The sequence below is a fragment of the Fictibacillus terranigra genome, from assembly GCF_030412265.1.
Classification (GTDB): Bacteria; Bacillota; Bacilli; order Bacillales; family Fictibacillaceae; genus Fictibacillus_C; species Fictibacillus_C terrinigri.
In genome coordinates this window covers 935,244-950,869 of the sequence record NZ_JAUHLN010000002.1, presented here as the reverse complement: position 1 = coordinate 950,869, position 15,626 = coordinate 935,244, and the positions used below count along the sequence as shown (strand labels likewise).

At 42.2% G+C, this 15,626-nt stretch carries 14 protein-coding genes, 3 pseudogenes and 1 other annotated feature; of the genes and pseudogenes, 13 read left to right on the top strand and 4 right to left on the bottom strand.

The annotated features are described in order from the left end of the window. Positions 1-18: 18 nt before the first annotated feature. The 9 genes and pseudogenes from QYF49_RS12760 to QYF49_RS12725 all read left to right on the top strand — a co-directional run bounded on the left by QYF49_RS12760 (position 19) and on the right by QYF49_RS12725 (position 8,532). A complete protein-coding gene (locus QYF49_RS12760; RefSeq protein WP_290399963.1) occupies positions 19-942 on the top strand; it encodes a carbohydrate ABC transporter permease in 924 nt (307 codons plus the stop codon). A gap of 14 nt (positions 943-956) precedes the next feature. Then, a complete protein-coding gene (locus tag QYF49_RS12755; RefSeq protein ID WP_290399962.1) occupies positions 957-1,922 on the top strand; it encodes a carbohydrate ABC transporter permease in 966 nt (321 codons plus the stop codon). Next, positions 1,922-2,914 (top strand): N-acetylglucosamine kinase, encoded by a 993-nt coding sequence (locus tag QYF49_RS12750; RefSeq protein ID WP_290399961.1) that lies wholly within the window; start codon positions 1,922-1,924, stop codon positions 2,912-2,914. Before QYF49_RS12755 ends, QYF49_RS12750 begins: the two co-directional genes overlap by 1 nt. After that, a pseudogene (locus tag QYF49_RS12745) lies at positions 2,898-4,118 on the top strand (6-phospho-beta-glucosidase); the annotation flags it as partial. The gene QYF49_RS12750 and the pseudogene QYF49_RS12745, both read left to right, overlap by 17 nt. A gap of 72 nt (positions 4,119-4,190) precedes the next feature. Further along, positions 4,191-4,535: a sequence feature (23S ribosomal RNA rRNA prediction is too short), on the top strand. Between the two features lie 35 nt (positions 4,536-4,570). Beyond that, positions 4,571-4,855 carry a DUF262 domain-containing protein gene (locus QYF49_RS25760; RefSeq protein WP_354005825.1) on the top strand — a complete coding sequence of 95 codons (285 nt, stop codon included), beginning with the start codon at positions 4,571-4,573 and terminating at the stop codon, positions 4,853-4,855. Beyond that, positions 4,839-5,510, top strand: a complete 672-nt coding sequence (locus QYF49_RS12740) for a hypothetical protein (RefSeq protein WP_290399960.1) — start codon at positions 4,839-4,841, stop codon at positions 5,508-5,510. Before QYF49_RS25760 ends, QYF49_RS12740 begins: the two co-directional genes overlap by 17 nt. A 6-nt stretch (positions 5,511-5,516) precedes the next feature. Continuing rightward, positions 5,517-5,816, top strand: coding sequence for a HEPN domain-containing protein (locus QYF49_RS12735; RefSeq protein ID WP_290399959.1), 300 nt, complete (start codon positions 5,517-5,519; stop codon positions 5,814-5,816). 179 nt (positions 5,817-5,995) lie between these two features. Then, complete coding sequence (locus tag QYF49_RS12730) at positions 5,996-6,265, top strand: hypothetical protein (RefSeq protein WP_354005824.1); 270 nt, start codon at positions 5,996-5,998, stop codon at positions 6,263-6,265. A 542-nt stretch (positions 6,266-6,807) separates the two neighbouring features. Beyond that, positions 6,808-8,532 carry a CocE/NonD family hydrolase gene (locus QYF49_RS12725; RefSeq protein WP_290399958.1) on the top strand — a complete coding sequence of 575 codons (1,725 nt, stop codon included), beginning with the start codon at positions 6,808-6,810 and terminating at the stop codon, positions 8,530-8,532. A 179-nt stretch (positions 8,533-8,711) separates the two neighbouring features. Here the strand turns inward: QYF49_RS12725 and QYF49_RS12720 are convergent, their stop codons facing one another. After that, the gene (locus QYF49_RS12720) at positions 8,712-8,969 is read right to left on the bottom strand and encodes a hypothetical protein (RefSeq protein WP_290399957.1); all 258 of its coding nucleotides are present in this window, start codon (positions 8,967-8,969) and stop codon (positions 8,712-8,714) included. 234 nt (positions 8,970-9,203) lie between these two features. Here QYF49_RS12720 and QYF49_RS25755 point away from each other — a divergent pair, with 234 nt between their 5' ends. Both QYF49_RS25755 and QYF49_RS12715 read left to right on the top strand, forming a co-directional pair. Beyond that, complete coding sequence (locus QYF49_RS25755; RefSeq protein WP_354005837.1) at positions 9,204-9,287, top strand: putative holin-like toxin; 84 nt, start codon at positions 9,204-9,206, stop codon at positions 9,285-9,287. 689 nt (positions 9,288-9,976) lie between these two features. Next, positions 9,977-10,276 carry a hypothetical protein gene (locus QYF49_RS12715; RefSeq protein ID WP_290399956.1) on the top strand — a complete coding sequence of 100 codons (300 nt, stop codon included), beginning with the start codon at positions 9,977-9,979 and terminating at the stop codon, positions 10,274-10,276. A 154-nt stretch (positions 10,277-10,430) separates the two neighbouring features. Here QYF49_RS12715 and QYF49_RS12710 read toward each other — a convergent pair. Together QYF49_RS12710 and QYF49_RS26010 are read right to left on the bottom strand one after the other, a co-directional pair. Beyond that, positions 10,431-11,033: pseudogene (locus tag QYF49_RS12710) on the bottom strand (phospholipase D-like domain-containing protein); the annotation flags it as partial. Between the two features lie 90 nt (positions 11,034-11,123). Continuing rightward, positions 11,124-11,276: pseudogene (locus QYF49_RS26010) on the bottom strand (phospholipase D-like domain-containing protein); the annotation flags it as partial. A 565-nt stretch (positions 11,277-11,841) separates the two neighbouring features. Between QYF49_RS26010 and QYF49_RS12705 the strand changes: the two are divergent. Both QYF49_RS12705 and QYF49_RS12700 read left to right on the top strand, forming a co-directional pair. Beyond that, positions 11,842-12,876, top strand: coding sequence for a YkvI family membrane protein (locus QYF49_RS12705; RefSeq protein ID WP_290399954.1), 1,035 nt, complete (start codon positions 11,842-11,844; stop codon positions 12,874-12,876). 152 nt (positions 12,877-13,028) lie between these two features. Continuing rightward, positions 13,029-14,381: an APC family permease gene (locus QYF49_RS12700; protein ID WP_290399953.1), complete on the top strand. Its 1,353-nt coding sequence runs from the start codon at positions 13,029-13,031 to the stop codon at positions 14,379-14,381. A gap of 253 nt (positions 14,382-14,634) precedes the next feature. Here the strand turns inward: QYF49_RS12700 and QYF49_RS12695 are convergent, their stop codons facing one another. Next, positions 14,635-15,588, bottom strand: a complete 954-nt coding sequence (locus tag QYF49_RS12695) for a YecA family protein (protein ID WP_290399952.1) — start codon at positions 15,586-15,588, stop codon at positions 14,635-14,637. Positions 15,589-15,626: the final 38 nt, after the last annotated feature.

Genomic DNA, 15,626 nt, shown 5'->3' with positions numbered 1-15,626 from the left:
TTTCTCAGGAGGCTCGCGATGGGAAGATCGATTGGAAAGATAGTGAATCCGAGATTCATGGGCAGAAAACAGAGAAAAGATTTACTTTTTGCTGTTGTCTTACTGTTGCCCACCTTCTATATACTCTTTAAGACCTTTTTGTTCCCCATTTACCAATCGCTGGTCTGGAGTATGTACAAGTACCACATGCTGGATGGATCTGATGTGGTATTTGTGGGTTTCGGTAATTTTATCGCATTATTTAAGAATCATGATTTTTGGACCGCGACGTATTTTACCGGCTACTTTACAGTGATTTCAACGGTGGCCGAATTAGTACTGGGCTTATTCAGTGCATTATTGTTAAATCAAATGTTCCGGGGAAGGGTATTTTTTCGGATGATCATCATCATTCCTTGGGCGATGCTGACATTGGTAAACGGCCTGCTGTGGAAATGGATTTTTCAGCCGGGAAATGGATCGTTTACCATCATTCTGAAAAAAATACATGTGCTTAGCGCGAGTGAGAACCCACTCTGGCTGGCAGATGCTCATAATATTATCAATTCCGTTGTAGTAGCGGATGTGTGGAAAATGACTCCTTTTATGACGCTATTATTATTGGCGGGCCTACAGGCGATTCCATCGTCTCTTTATGAAGCAGCGATGATGGATGGAGCAGGGTTTTGGAAAAAGCTTTGGTATGTAACCATTCCTCAGTTGTTTCCCATCCTGATGATTGCCGTCGTCCTTCGTACGATTGCTGCTTTTCGTGTGTATGATATCCTAACTGTTTTCACGGGTGATCCTACCACATCCATTTCATACCTGACGTTCAACAAGGCTTTTCGTTACTTTTACCTGGGAGAAGCTTCCGCGATGGCTTGGGTCTCTACCGCCATCATTTTAGTATTTATTGTCTTATATATTCGATTGTTAAAGAAGAATTCTCATGAGGTTTAAAAGGAGGGATAAGCATGTTCGAACCAACGATTGAGCAGAGTACAATCCGGAACGAAGTGAAGCCTGCCGTCAAATTAAAGTCAAAATTGTTTAAGACAAAGAGCACGGATCTCATTCCTCCCTTTTACTTGTGGAGTGGTTTGATCTTACTGGCTATTTTCACATTGGCGCCCTTTGTTTATCTGTTTACGTCTTCCATCAGTAAAACCGAAGAGCTTCTTAGCGGACATTTAATCCCTCACTCTCCAACGTTAGAAAACTATTACAAACTTTTTACGGGCAATGGCGCGGGTGAGTTTATCGCAGCGATGAAAAACAGTGTGATCGTTTCATTGGGCACGACCATCTTCACCTTGTTTTTGGCTATCTTTGCATCTTATGCCTTCTCCAAGGTCAAGTTTCCGTTTCGTAACTCCGCTTTGTTTACGGTGCTGGCTATGCAGCTCTTACCATCCATCTCCATAATCGCTCCGCTCTATGTCATGATGAGAAATGGGATATCTATCACCATTCCTTTTACTAGCTTTGTAGTGTTCCAGACGCCGCCGCTACTGGATACCGTTTGGTCGTTAATAATTTCTTATACCACTTTCTCTCTTCCGTTTGCCATTTGGATCATGACGGGTTACTTCCAAACCATCCCGAAAGCACTGGAGGAGGCAGCCATCATTGATGGGTGCTCGCGAATGGGCACCTTATTTAGAATTATTGTTCCTCTAGCCATGCCAGGAATTGCAGCGACCGCAATATTCACCTTGCTGTTAGCGTGGGATGAGTTCATGTTTGCCAGTGCCTTTACACAATCTTTTGACTCGAAGACGCTGCCGATCGCCATTCGTGAATTCATTGGTAAACACAGCATTAATTGGGGACTAATGACAGCTGGTGGATTCATTGCCTCTCTGCCTCCGGTTTTGGTCTCGGTATTCCTTTATAAGTACATTGTTGGAGGCCTCGCGGGTGGGGGTGTAAAAGAATAATGAAAACGATTGTGATGGGTGTCGATGGAGGGGGAAGCAAAACACAGGCCGTCATCGTGGATCAGAACGGAAAAATCCTAGGGAAGGGTCATTCTGGTTGTTCCAATTATCAAGTCAATGGAATTACTCAAGCGTTAACGAACATACGAGAAGCGATTTCACATGCGATGAAGGAAGCTGACATCACTTATAACGGCATCTCTTTTGTACAGTATGGCTTAGCGGGTGCAGACCGTGAAAAAGATATCAGATTGCTTGAAACAGCACTCGCAACCTTGCCGTTTCCCAAATGGAACCTGGTGTGTGACACGATGGAAGGCTTACGTCTAGGGAGTTCTTCAAATACAGGGGTAGTTTTGGTGTGTGGGAGCGGCACCAACGCAGCTGGCCGAAACCAAGAAGGGATGGTGGTCCAAACCGGGGGATTCGGTTATCTCTATGGAGATGGAGCGGTAGGGGGAAACGCGCTGGCAGTCGAAGCTTTTCGATCAGCCATCAGGTCCTGGGAACTCCGTGAAATTCCTTCTATTCTAACTCAGCGTATTCCCCACTATTTTGGGTTTAACAGTATGGAAGAGATGTGGAATCAGTTCTTAGATGATGGATTGACCAAAGTGACCGGCGACTTGGCCATTGTCCTTCATGAAGCCGCTATGGATGGAGATCAGCTCTCGATAAGGATTTTAAAACAGATGGGACAGGAGTTAGGCCGGGCAGCAAGCTCCGTCATCAAAAGACTGGGCAGCTTACCCGCACCCATTCCCATTATTTTGACGGGCAGTGTACTGCAAAAGGGGAAAAACCCTGCTGTATTTGATTCGATTAAAAAGACCATCGAGAATGAGGGTTATACCATCGAGCTCATCATTCCTGAAATGCAACCGGTATTTGGAGCTGTCTTACTCGCACGCGATCAATTAGAGTTACCGACTACACTTGACGTTATAAGCCAAATGGAGAAAGGGTGGAGATATTATGAAGAACGGGCTTAAAGTGGCAGTGATTGGAGGGGGATCATCATATACGCCCGAATTGATTGAAGGCTGTATTGAGCGGTATGAGGAGTTTCCTGTTCAAGATCTTTATTTAGTGGACATTAAAGAGGGGCAGGAAAAACTTGAAATCGTAGGAAACCTTGCGAAGAGAATGATTCAAAAGGCCGGTGTGCCCATCAACCTTACGTTAACGCTCAATCGGGAGGAAGCCATAACCAATGCCGACTTTGTAATCACTCAACTTCGAGTGGGGATGTTAGAAGCAAGATCGAGAGATGAGAGAATTCCTCTGAGATATCAGTGTATTGGCCAAGAAACCACAGGTGCAGGCGGATTTGCTAAAGCCCTCCGGACCATACCGGTTATTCTTGATATCTGTAAAGATATCGAAAAATTTTCACCTGAAGCGTTTCTTATCAATTTCACGAATCCCGCGGGAATGGTTACAGAAGCGGTCAATAAATACGCAAAGGTGAAAACCATTGGGCTTTGTAACCTCCCCATTAACACAAGAAAGCAGCTGGCTGCATTTTTTGATGTGGATGCAAGTGAAGTAGAAATTGAGATGGTGGGTATTAATCATTTGAATTGGACCACAAAAATTGTGGTGAAAAACCAAGATGTGACGCAATCTTTTCTCGAGGATATAACAGTTAAGCAAGGCTTTACAATGAAGAACATCCCCGATCTAGAATGGAACAGTGATTTTCTACTGTCTTTAGGATCCTTTCCTTGTGGTTATCATCGTTACTATTATAAAAAAGACGAGATTCTCCAGCAGCAAATGAACCAACTGGAGGAAAGGGGAACGAGAGCGGATGAGGTAAAACAGGTCGAAGCGACACTATTTGAACGGTATAAAGACCCTAACCTTTCCATCAAGCCACCTGAACTAGCACAAAGAGGCGGTGCGTACTACTCAGAGGCTGCAATAAATATCATGTCTTCCATTTACAATAATAAAAAGGATATTCAAACGGTCAATGTTCAGAACAATGGAATTGTAGCCTGTCTTCCTGCTACGGCCTCCATTGAAGTAAATTGTGTGATTGATCAACAAGGAGCCCATCCGATTCAGCTTTCAACGGAGATTGATGCAAGGATACGCGGGTTGCTTCAGGTGGTAAAAGCTTATGAAGAGTTGGCCGTTGAAGCTGCTGTTCACGGAGATTTCTCTTCAGCGCTAATGGCTCTGACTACCCATCCATTGGTTAAGAGTGCTTCGATTGCAGAAAAGATCCTCAGAGACATTCTAGATGAGAACAAAGACTACTTACCGCGCTTTTTCTCAGAAAGCAAAATAGGTAGGAGCCTGAGAAGTCGGAGCGCCAGCTTCGATGGAGGCGTCGGTGGGATACTACCCTGACTGTATTGAAATTCTAACCTTGAACCGTGATCCGGTTCGGAGACAGTGTCAGGTGGGCAGTTTGACTGGGGCGGTCGCCTCCTAAATCGTAACGGAGGCGCCCAAAGGTTCCCTCAGAATGGTTGGAAATCATTCGCAGAGTGTAAAGGCACAAGGGAGCTTGACTGCGAGACCTACAAGTCGAGCAGGGACGAAAGTCGGGCTTAGTGATCCGGTGGTTCCGCATGGAAGGGCCATCGCTCAACGGATAAAAGCTGCTTAGAGGGGAATGAACCAATCCGATTTATTTGTGGGAAGCCTATGTACAATGGGTTTTGTACTCTTTGTTAATTGAGTCAATTTTATTAAACATTCCTATACCTGTTATATATGCATCAGAGGAAGAAGATAATAGATGGAATATTGTAGATGGCTTACAGAGACTAACAGCACTAAGAAGATTTTTTGATAATAACTTTAGGTTAAGTGGGCTACAAGTATTAAGTGAATTGAATGGAATGAGATTCAGAATTAAACCCCAAAGCAAAAAGAGTATTAAACAATGGGAATTTAAGGGTGATTTTAATATTTAATGACTCTCATCCAGAAATTAAATATGACATTTTTATGAGGCTCAATTCTGGTTCAGTAAGACTAAATGAGCAAGAATTAAGAAACTGCTTATACAGAGGCAATTTAAATGATGCGCTTAAAGAAATGGCTAAGAATCCAAAGTTTTTAGCTATTTTGGGCTTAAAGTATCCACATAAAAGAATGGTTGATTGTGAAATGATATTAAGATATTTTGCTTTCTCCCATAATTATGATACTAAAACCGGAAAGCTAAAAAATTATAAAGGTGCTACAAAACCATTTTTAAATGCATTCTTTGCAACTAATCAAGATTTACCACTAAAGCAAATAGCTCAATTGAAACAGAAATTTGATAATGTTATTTCATCTGTATATGAAGTTTTTGGAGATAAAGCTTTTAGAAAACTAAGTGATGAAGAAGGTTTTGATTCCAAATTAAATAAAGCAATAATGGATGTCATTATGATTAGCTTTGAACATTATACCTTTGAGGAAATAAAGGCAAAAAAAGTTGAGATATTTGATATGTACAAGCGTAAACTTGAAGAACCTAAATTCAACATTGCTATTACACAGGCAACTTCTGATACAAAAGTTATTGAATACAGATTAAATGAGTGGATAGAAGAATTAAATAAGGTAATGATGGTGTAGACTCCCATGACATATCAGCTTGAAAGTTTTAATAACTTTAACAATGCTTTAGTAGAAGTAGGGTTGTTGACTGCATTTGCTAGTAAATGTCAGAGTATACCAGAACAGTATGCTGCATTAAATAAGAGTGCATTAGTACTTCTAACAGCTAAGTTTGAGGTCTTTGTGGAGGATGTAGTTGAGGAATATGTTGAAGAAATAAATTCAATGAACTTAACAACTCTTATGATTTCTGAACACTTGAAGATTAAACACACAGTTTCAAAGTTACAAGCTATTCTAGATAAAAAAGATAAAAAAAGGTAGAGGTTTTTAAAGAACTTGCCTTACTTTGGACAGATGAAGAGACCTTTCCTAATTTAGTTATCCCAAATAAATTTAATTATGGAAAACATGGCTCAAAGGAAATAGAAAAGTTATTTAATAATATAGAAATTGATAATATTTTTGAAACTATTATTTTATTTACTGACAAAGAAGAATCTATGCTTGATGAGCCACAACCCATAGACCTAAAAGCAATAATAAATAATATGACAAATCTAAGAAATCTCATCTCACATCAAGATGTTACTCCTAATATTACCCAACAACAAGTTGATGACTATGCTGTATGTCTAAGCAGGTTCTCAAAAGCATTATGTGAACATCTTGAGGGCAAGCTATTTTGTCTAAATCAGCAATTTGAGGCGCAAAAGGAAATATTTGAAGCACAGAGAGAAGCTGCTAGTGATGATAGTAGTAGTGCATCTTAATTAAATGGAAGAGACCTTTGAGTACAGTAAGACTGTTAGGCAATGTATACTGTATGGATGCAACAATACATCTAGGTTTCTGTCATTTGACTTATATCTTCCGTTAGGCTAGAAGTAGAATAATGTGACCTTGATGGGCAAACGCCTCTCAAGGTTTATTTTTTTGGTAGGCAGTCATTTTTAAAATTGTAATTAGATAATCCACACGTGCCGCATCGAATGGTGGTGGGGCAGGATATAAATTCTGACGTTCGGTCTCCAGCAATTCATTGGCTGATTGCTCATTGTGGTAGCGCCGTGGTTTCTGATTGAGCGTTGAGCGAGCCTCTATTAAAAGAGTGTTTACGAAAATACCTGTTTGGCCAAAATGAGCATTCTGTCGCTTAAATTTGTAAGCGCTTTTATTATAAAATAAATTAATTGTTAATTTTATGTAAATATAGTATGAAAGTGTAATTCATCCTTATTCTACGAAAAGAGGTGATTTTAACTAAGTATATGTGAACGGGGTACGAGGTTTTCAAATGAAAAAGGAGGAGTTTATGATGGGTAGAAAAAGATATGTATCTCTACTCTTAGCCTTGGCATTCTTTCTTTCCGTTTTAACGGGATCAGTTCTTTCTAGGGATTCGGTTCATGCAACAAGGGTGGAATCGATAAACAACTCCAAGGGAATAGGCACGGAAAATCGGAACTGGGTGATAGCAGCAGAAACGCCGCCAACTTCAACTGAGCGTTATCCTGTCACTGTAACGGAGGACGTTACGATCACCATGCGTGACGGAGTTCGTTTAAAGGGCAGGCTTTTTGTACCGGATCTGCCTGACGGTCCCAGTGCTTGTGTCCTGTATCCAAACGGTTATGGTCATGGCAGCCCTTATGCGGCAGAAAATGCGGTACCGCGTGACTTGGCTGAGCGAGGATATGCGTCTCTCCATGTTAGTATGCGTGGTACGGCTCCTTCTGAAGGGACAGGCAATCTTTACAACAAGTACGGAGAAGACGGATACGATCTGGTGGAGTGGATGGCGAACCAGTCATGGTGTGATGGAAACGTCGGTACGATTGGTTCGTCGCTGAGAGGGATTAACCAGTGGCTGATCGCGAAGGAACTCCCGCCGAGCTTGAAGGCAATCAGTCCGATTGTTGCTTGCGGAGATTGTTACAATTATTTATGGTACCCGGGCGGAATGCAGCCTGGACCCGGGCGAATTGCCCGCGGTGTGCCGGAATACTCCTCTGCGATTGAGCACCGGAACTTTGACGATTGGTGGCGCGAGCGGTCCACGTTAAAGGAAGATCTTGAAGCCATTGCTGATCGCGGCATAGCTGCACTCATATCGGGCGGATGGAACGACTATATCTCGCCTGGAAACGTGCAAGCTTTCAAGGATTTTAGCGCTGCCGGCGGTAAGGCAAAACTCATCATGGGCCCGGGTGCACATGGTTCGGTACAGGGGCTTCTTCCGTATAATTTCCTTGATTACCAGGTGCTCTGGTTCGACCATTACTTGAAAGGAATCGACAATGGTATCGATCGTGAGGATGGTGTGCTGATCTACGTGCAAGGGCCGAATCAATATCGATACGAGAAAGCATGGCCGATCCCTGATACGAAAATGGCTCGGCTGTATCTTAGCAAGGAAAAAAGCGGAACGATCAATAGCTTGAACGATGGCTCACTGAGCATCAAAAGAACGAATCGGCAGAAACTCAGTACATCATACAGTTATTCACCGTCTTCCGGCCCTTTTCTTCCAACGATGCTCAGTACATCAGCAGGTCGATTAAAGATTGATCAGAAACCATATGAAGAGCAAACCGTGACATGGACAACCGGATTCCTGCCTGTCCCAATAGAGGTAACGGGGACATTGTCTCTTACCTTCTGGGCTGAGGCAAACGCGGTCGATTCCGATTTTGTTGTGCAGGTGACAGATGTAGCCCTAAATGGTATGTCAACTCAAGTTTCAGCCGGCTACCTTAATGCTTCACGCGCAAAATCGCGCACGATCTCGACACCGCTTACACCTGGCAAAGTTGAAAAGTATAATATAAAAATTTTGCCAACGTCGTATGTCTTCGAGGCCGGTCATCGGTTACGATTAAGCATTGCGGGTGGAACAAAGGCCCTTCCGGAACAGACCGGTCCTCAAGGTCCTGGCTTGAACCCGGTCCCAGCATCGGTCAAAATTTATCAGGATGACCTTCATCCCTCCAGCTTAGATCTTCCGGTGATCGGTGCCTCTTACATGTCCAAACAATAGCGTCGAGAGGAGACTCAAGATTTTACAGTAATCAATTTAACTCTGCCTCAAAAAGTTTATACACCATTGCCAAAAAGAAGCTGGAATAAATTATTCCAGCTTCTTCCGATTTATTTAACTAGATCAAAACTTAAACCTGCTTCAATGCTGTCTTCTACGCCATCGATAATTACTAAAATCTATAAACATTTATTAAGCAGTGCTTTTTCATCAGTTGAAAGTGCGCTAAGGGCAAGTCCTGATTCATCATCAGACAACCTATTTGAATGTACCTTGTAGTTTTTTGAAAGCTTAAAGTCGTCAAAAGAAACTTTTTTGCCATTGTTGAAGTAGATATTTTCTAATTCATCTGTATAATTTTCCTTCATTGTTTTTAAAGCAAGCTTGTATTTGGATGAATTGTCTTTCATTGAAATTGATTTATAATTAGCTGGCAATCCCGACTCTTTTTTCACTTACCTTAAAAAAACTGTATAGTTTAGTGTTGACAATCCAAAAATGAAATTATAGTTACAGAGGATCATGTATTATTCTTTATTGTTAATAATAGAGACTATAATAAAGTCAGTAATGCTGGATATGTAAAAGTAATTAAAACCCTGCCAAAATGGGGTCTTCAAGTTGATTTTAAGGCTGGCGGTGGCATCCCCGAAAGAAGGGGGGTGTAACCGATGATGACTACTTACGAAGCTTTAACACTCATGATAGCATTCGCAACCTTAATCGTAATAATCATCTCAAACACAAAAAAGTAACCACCCTGTCTGGCCAGACGAATTAATGGGTGATTACTTTTTCTTCTCATGTTCGATTCGAGCCGCCGCACTTCTTGCGGGAAGCTGTAGAACTCTGATGTTCCCGCATCAGGGTTCTTTTTATATTATGCCTTCTCTAATCTAATTATATAATTTGTTTTTATCTTTTACAAGTAAAGGAATTAGCTAGGATTGGGCTCTATTTATTGTTCTTCAATTTTATAAAAAGGAGCCTTGGTGTCTTTTGACCATTCGAAATGGTAACTCGACTTGGGGAGCGTATTTCTATTATGGAGATGCACCAGTACGAAGATTTAGATATTTTTAGACCTGAGTAAGGAATGTGAGCACTGATATTGAATACAATCCAGTGTGAATTTTTCAGATCTTTTTGTTTATTAAATTTAGCATTGAAAAAGCGATGGTTAGAATGATATTGGAAAATAATTAAGGCTGCACAATGAGACCTACTGATAAAGTTAAGTCTTCTTAATCAATAGTGGCTTTTTATGAGATACATACAGTTCCCCCTGCGAAAAAATCTATTTAACACCATATAGAATTCGTCAAATTAAAAAACACTCCCTGTTTCTATGAAGTGCTTTAACAAAACTGGTGCTTTACCTAATGCAATTTGTCAAAAATCACATACACTGATGAGGATTAGCGAAACCTTGAAGGAGGACACAATGAATAATCATAATTTGATAACAAACTACGTTGATAACCCACAACAGGGGCTGGGGATGATCCTTCCACGGGAATTTCCGTATTGGGGTACGGCGCCATCAACAGGAAACGTACTTACAACACAGCAATTACAACTGATTCAGCAACTTGTTGATTCCGGGACGCAGTCTCATCATAGTACAGGGTCTAACCCTGGTCACCATCCACCCGGACATTATAAAGGATATTATTATGGTTATCCTGCAAACTATGGTTGCTACCCCGTTAATTGTGGATGTCCGTGGCATGGATGGATTTAATAAAACCCGTGGGAAAAGAGGTCAACATGGACAGACAGATTATTGATCATCCTCAAATATCTATGGGAACCGTATGAGAAGGCAGCATCATGTTTTCTTACATACCGGGTAAAGTAAATTAAATGGGTCCCCTGCTTTTTCTTTTACATTTTACTTATAACAATGGAGAAAGCAGGCGAGCTCCCTGCTGAATTATCCGTTGTGAAAGAGAGCGCTGTTGTAAATCCTCCATGGTCAACTGCAACGAATCACTAAGATCAAGCTCGAATTGCTCTGTGAGATCCCGTGCTACATCGATACTGTAAACGACTTCACACACCTCGTAATTAAGCCGAAAGCTTCTCATATCGTAATTTGCAGCGCCAACTTCAGCAATCTCCTCATCGACAATCATGACCTTCGCGTGTAACAACCCTTTGTCGTACAGGTAGATTTGAACCCCGGATTCCAACAGCTCTCCGTAAAAGGTGGGGCTTGCAAGACCCACGATTTTTTGATCTACGTGGCGAGGAACCAGTAGTCTTACTCGGACACCACGGGCCACAGCTGTCTTTATAGCAAGGATAATATCTTCATCGGGCACAAAGTAAGGTGTGGTGATATCAATGGTTTTGGTAGCTTGTGTCACCAGAATAAAGTAGGCCTCCCGGACGACCGGCGTTGGAATGCCAGGATTGCCTTCTAACGTTTGAATGTACGCTTTCTGCAATGGTTCCATCCTTGAGAAAGTGTCTATGCCCTTTAACGTGCCCATTTCAGTACGCCATTGTGCCGACCCTGCGGAAACACCTGTCTTGCCCGGTATCTGCGATTTTGGAATGTTTTGGTGCTTTTCTTGATCTTGTGTTGTCTTCCACTCGATCCTTTCCGGCTCCGCGATGTTCCAGTGGGTGTCGAAAATAGTCTGCAAATCGACAGGCGCTTCACCTGTGATTCGCAAATGAGTGTCACGCCAGAATACCACTTCTGGCTTTAAACCTGTATACTCATATCCCTGATTTGTGGCTTAAAGTGATTAATTACGCGTATGATGCTCAATTTGCCGAAAATAACTTCCAAGAAAACCTAGTTTTATAGAGGGGAAGTTGGATAAGGATAGGTTTTCATACGGAGAATCGACAGATAAGGTCGGTTCTCTCTTTATTTTCCAGTTTTAAAGAACGTTTGTTCGGTAATATTATGGAATTAAGGGAGTGGTTTCTTTGATATGAGACCGTGGAAAAATGAAATAATGGCAAGGTATGGTTTATACCGCAGCATATTGTGCTTTAAGAGCATACGATTGGGCTAATACCAAAATTGAAAGACCGGTGATTGATGGACAGCAACTTGAGGAGATTACCGAAACCATATGCGCAGCAATGAGTTCGTTAATCTGGTGGAGATATCGTATTCCCGATGGGATGCAATTGAAACATTTACTGGACACGTTTATTATTGTTGTCCGATCTCCTCTTAAAGGGTTTAATGTTTAAAAGGAATGCGTTCCGCTCTACCACAGTGCCCTTCTAAAATCCTCGTCCAGGCATACATTTAAACAGAAAGGACGAGCGGAGTTGGAGGGTATGATGGGTATACGGCGTAAACAGATTATTCAAATTGCTGCCACTTATATCGGCACGGTTGTAGGAGCGGGTTTTGCGACGGGCAGAGAGATTGTGGAGTTTTTTACCGTTCATGGTTCTGCCGGTTTTTTGGGGATCTTAATCAGCGGTTTCCTGTTTATTTATCTGGGTACGAAAATCATGCTGCTTGCACGAACAATCGGCGCAGACACTTATGAAGCGTTAAACCGGTATTTGTTTGGGGACCGGATTGCCACTGGAATCAATCTTATCATGTTTATCATGCTGTTTGGGGTCACATCGGTCATGCTGTCAGGGACGGGGGCTTTATTCTCAGAACAGCTTCATCTGCCATTTCATGCAGGGATCATCCTAACGGTCATCCTGTGCTTCATAGTGATGCAAAAAGGAATGGACGGTATTTTATGGACGAATTCGGTTATCGTTCCTGTCATGATTCTGTTTTCGATCATCATTTCGGTATCTATGTTTTTTTCACCTATAGAAGCTCCCCTTATCCGAACGGAAGATTTTACCCGGCATTGGAAATGGCTCTTCAGCCCTTTTACTTATGCCGCGTTTAACTTAACCCTGTCCCAGGCTGTTCTCGTGCCGTTAAGCCGTGAAGCAGAGGATGACACAGTTATTAAATGGGGCGGATTTATTGGAGGCCTGGGATTAACTTTTATCTTGCTTAACAGCCATTTTGCTCTTTATTTAGTGCCGCAGTCCATACATCATGAAATACCGGTCGCAGAGATCATCAGCAAGCTTGGTGCAATTGTTCATTTTCTTTTTTTGATCGTAGTCTATGGCGAAATTTTCACGACCTTGATCGGCAATTTATTCGGCCTGCTGGAACCGGCAAAACAATACATCAAGCTTTCCTCCAACGTTATACTGTGCCTTTTGATGGGAGGGGGATATTTAATCAGCCTTTTTGGATACTCTTCACTATTGCACTATCTCTATCCGCTCTTTGGACTGATCGGGCTGTTGTATTTGGGAATTACCGCTTTTAAAAAGGGTATCTGAAGAAACATGGGAAAGTCCTTAATAATATATTTGTATTTTTTTGAATACTATTACTATTTTTGATCGTAGTGACAGATCATCCCGGCTATGATAAGGTTTTTACAAGAAGTCCTTCTAGAGTAGACAAAAATAGTTTGGGAGTGGACAGCAGAGTGAACACAGAAGCAAGTCTCAAAAAAGACATCGGGCTTTCAGTGGCGATGTCTATTGTAATCGGAACAGTGATCGGATCAGGTATTTTTATGAAGCCTGGAAAAGTAATTGAGTATGCGGGCGGCTCCAGTATGGCATTGCTTGCGTGGCTGCTGGGCGGGCTGATCACCTTGGCAGGCGGCCTGACAATAGCTGAAGTGGCCACTCAAATACCGAAAACAGGCGGACTCTACGTCTATATGGAAGAAGTATACGGAAAAGTATGGGGGTATTTAAGCGGCTGGGTTCAGACTGTGATTTACGGACCAGCGATTATTGGGGGCCTTGGGCTGTATTTCGGTTCTTTAATCGCAAATCTGTTCGAATGGAATGAAAAGGCGGGCCCCTGGATCGGAATCATAACGGTCGTTTTTTTAGCGGTCATTAACAGTTTCGGCACGAAGTATGGAGGAATTGTACAGAATGTCGCCACGGCCGGTAAACTCCTTCCCATTGTATTAATTATTGTGTTTGGGATTTGGAAAGGAAATGAACAGGTTCTTTCTGCAGGCAGCGGGTTGACTGGTGGTGAGATTAGTATGGGAGCCGCTATACTTGCGACATTATGGGCGTATGACGGATGGCTCATGGTCGGATTTGTAGCTGGTGAAATGAAAAATCCTGCCAAGATCCTCCCGAAAGCCATCATCGGGGGCATCCTGATTGTTACCGCAGCATATCTGCTTGTAAATATCGCGATGCTTCATGTTTTGCCGGCAAGTACGATTGTAAGCCTTGGCGAGAACTCAGCAGGTAAAGCGGCGACTCTATTATTCGGTCAGGTCGGAGGGAAGCTTATTGCCATTGGGATTGCGGTTTCTATCTTCGGGTGTTTGAATGGTAAGATCCTAACATTTCCGCGGGTAACTTACGCCATGGCTCAACGGAAACAGCTGCCGGCATCCCATTTTCTAGCCTCCGTTTCCGAGAAGTTTGGAACACCGATTCCTGCTACAGGACTGCAAGTCGTGTTCGCTGTTATCCTGATGCTGTTGTCTAATCCGGATTATCTGTCAGCCATGGCGATATTCGCTATATATATCTTTTACATTTTTGCCTTTTTTGCTGTCTTCCTTTTGAGAAAGCGAAACAAAAAGAAGGAGCGGTCGTACAGTGTTCCTCTGTATCCACTCGTTCCAGCGTTTGCGATCATAGGGGCTGGCTACATCGTCATCGCAACGATTATTGATAATCCGAGAGACAGTCTTACAGCTATAGGTGCTACCCTGATTGGATTACCTTTGTATTGGTATTTAAATAGAAGTAAAGGCAAGGATGGAACTGAAGAATCCTTGCACAAACAAGCCAAATAATTGCTTCATCCTTCTGCTCTGCTGATTTTTTCAGCAGAGCTTTTGGTTTATCGAATAAAAAGGATCGCATCAACAAAAAATAAGAAGTAAAAGAGTGGAGGTGAACGGATGCCGATGATCAGGAATCGTTTAGAGCGGGGGCCGATTGCAGGTTCAGAATCCGAAGCTTATGAAAATATAGAAGTTTGCAGCACAGCTTACCGATCATCAAATTCGGGCACATAGAAAGAACCTGCATAAGAGCAGATTCTTTTTAGTCTGCCAGGTTTTTAAGCTGGCGGTATTTAGATGAAAGACTGGATGCTGATATCCCATACTTGCTTGCGATTTCTGACTGAGTAGCAGGTATGTTCAGGACATCCTTGCACACTCTGTAATGAATAGCAGCCGCATATGGTTCCTCTTTTCGAATCACAAGCTTTTGTTCACTGTTCCATGATGTCCAGATTTTTTCTGCCTCATTGACTATCTCTTCTTTTGCATTCTCTTTAATGTGAGCGAGTATTGGATCATCCTGTCGAGAAATACTGTTGTCCCCAGTCTGTTCCTGTTTTGACAAAAGTGCTTGTAAAGCATGAGGGAAGTTAGTGTTCAAAGCTGTTTTTTGGGGAAACATCCCTTGTAAGCGGCCATTCCATTCACCTTGAGGGATCAGGGCAAAATCAATGTAAAATTCATAATGTTCTCCTGTATAGATGAGGAAACCGACAAGAGCCATTTCTTCTTGCGGAAGAATTTCGCTATTAAATTCAACAGTGTATTCCTTACCGTCCATTACATCCTTTAACAAAAAGGTATTTCGGTTTATTTTAGAATCTATTTTATAAACAGATGGGGAGCTTTTCTCCCAGCTCTTTAGGACATCCATAATTTGCGGCTGCTCTTTCTTTAATTGGTCTTGAAGATAAAGCTCCATCGGCGATTTGCCGTCCTTCATATCAGATTGGAACATCAACCAGCAAACGATCAAATTGGCGTACGTTTGTTCTTGATCTCTGCCAATCTGGTATTGTTCTATGTATTTACGTGTTCGGCTTCCCATTTCTTCGTGAAAATGATCAAAGGCAAACTTGGCTGCACCTTCCTGATGACTGCTAATTTCAACGATTTTGTTCATCTGAACGGTTGTGACCGAGCGCAGACAGCAATTCTTATATTTTTTGCCGCTGCCGCATGGACACGGTTCGTTTCTTCCTACTTTATTCATGGTATCCTCCGTACTTAACTGCTCTTGTTGTAAATAAA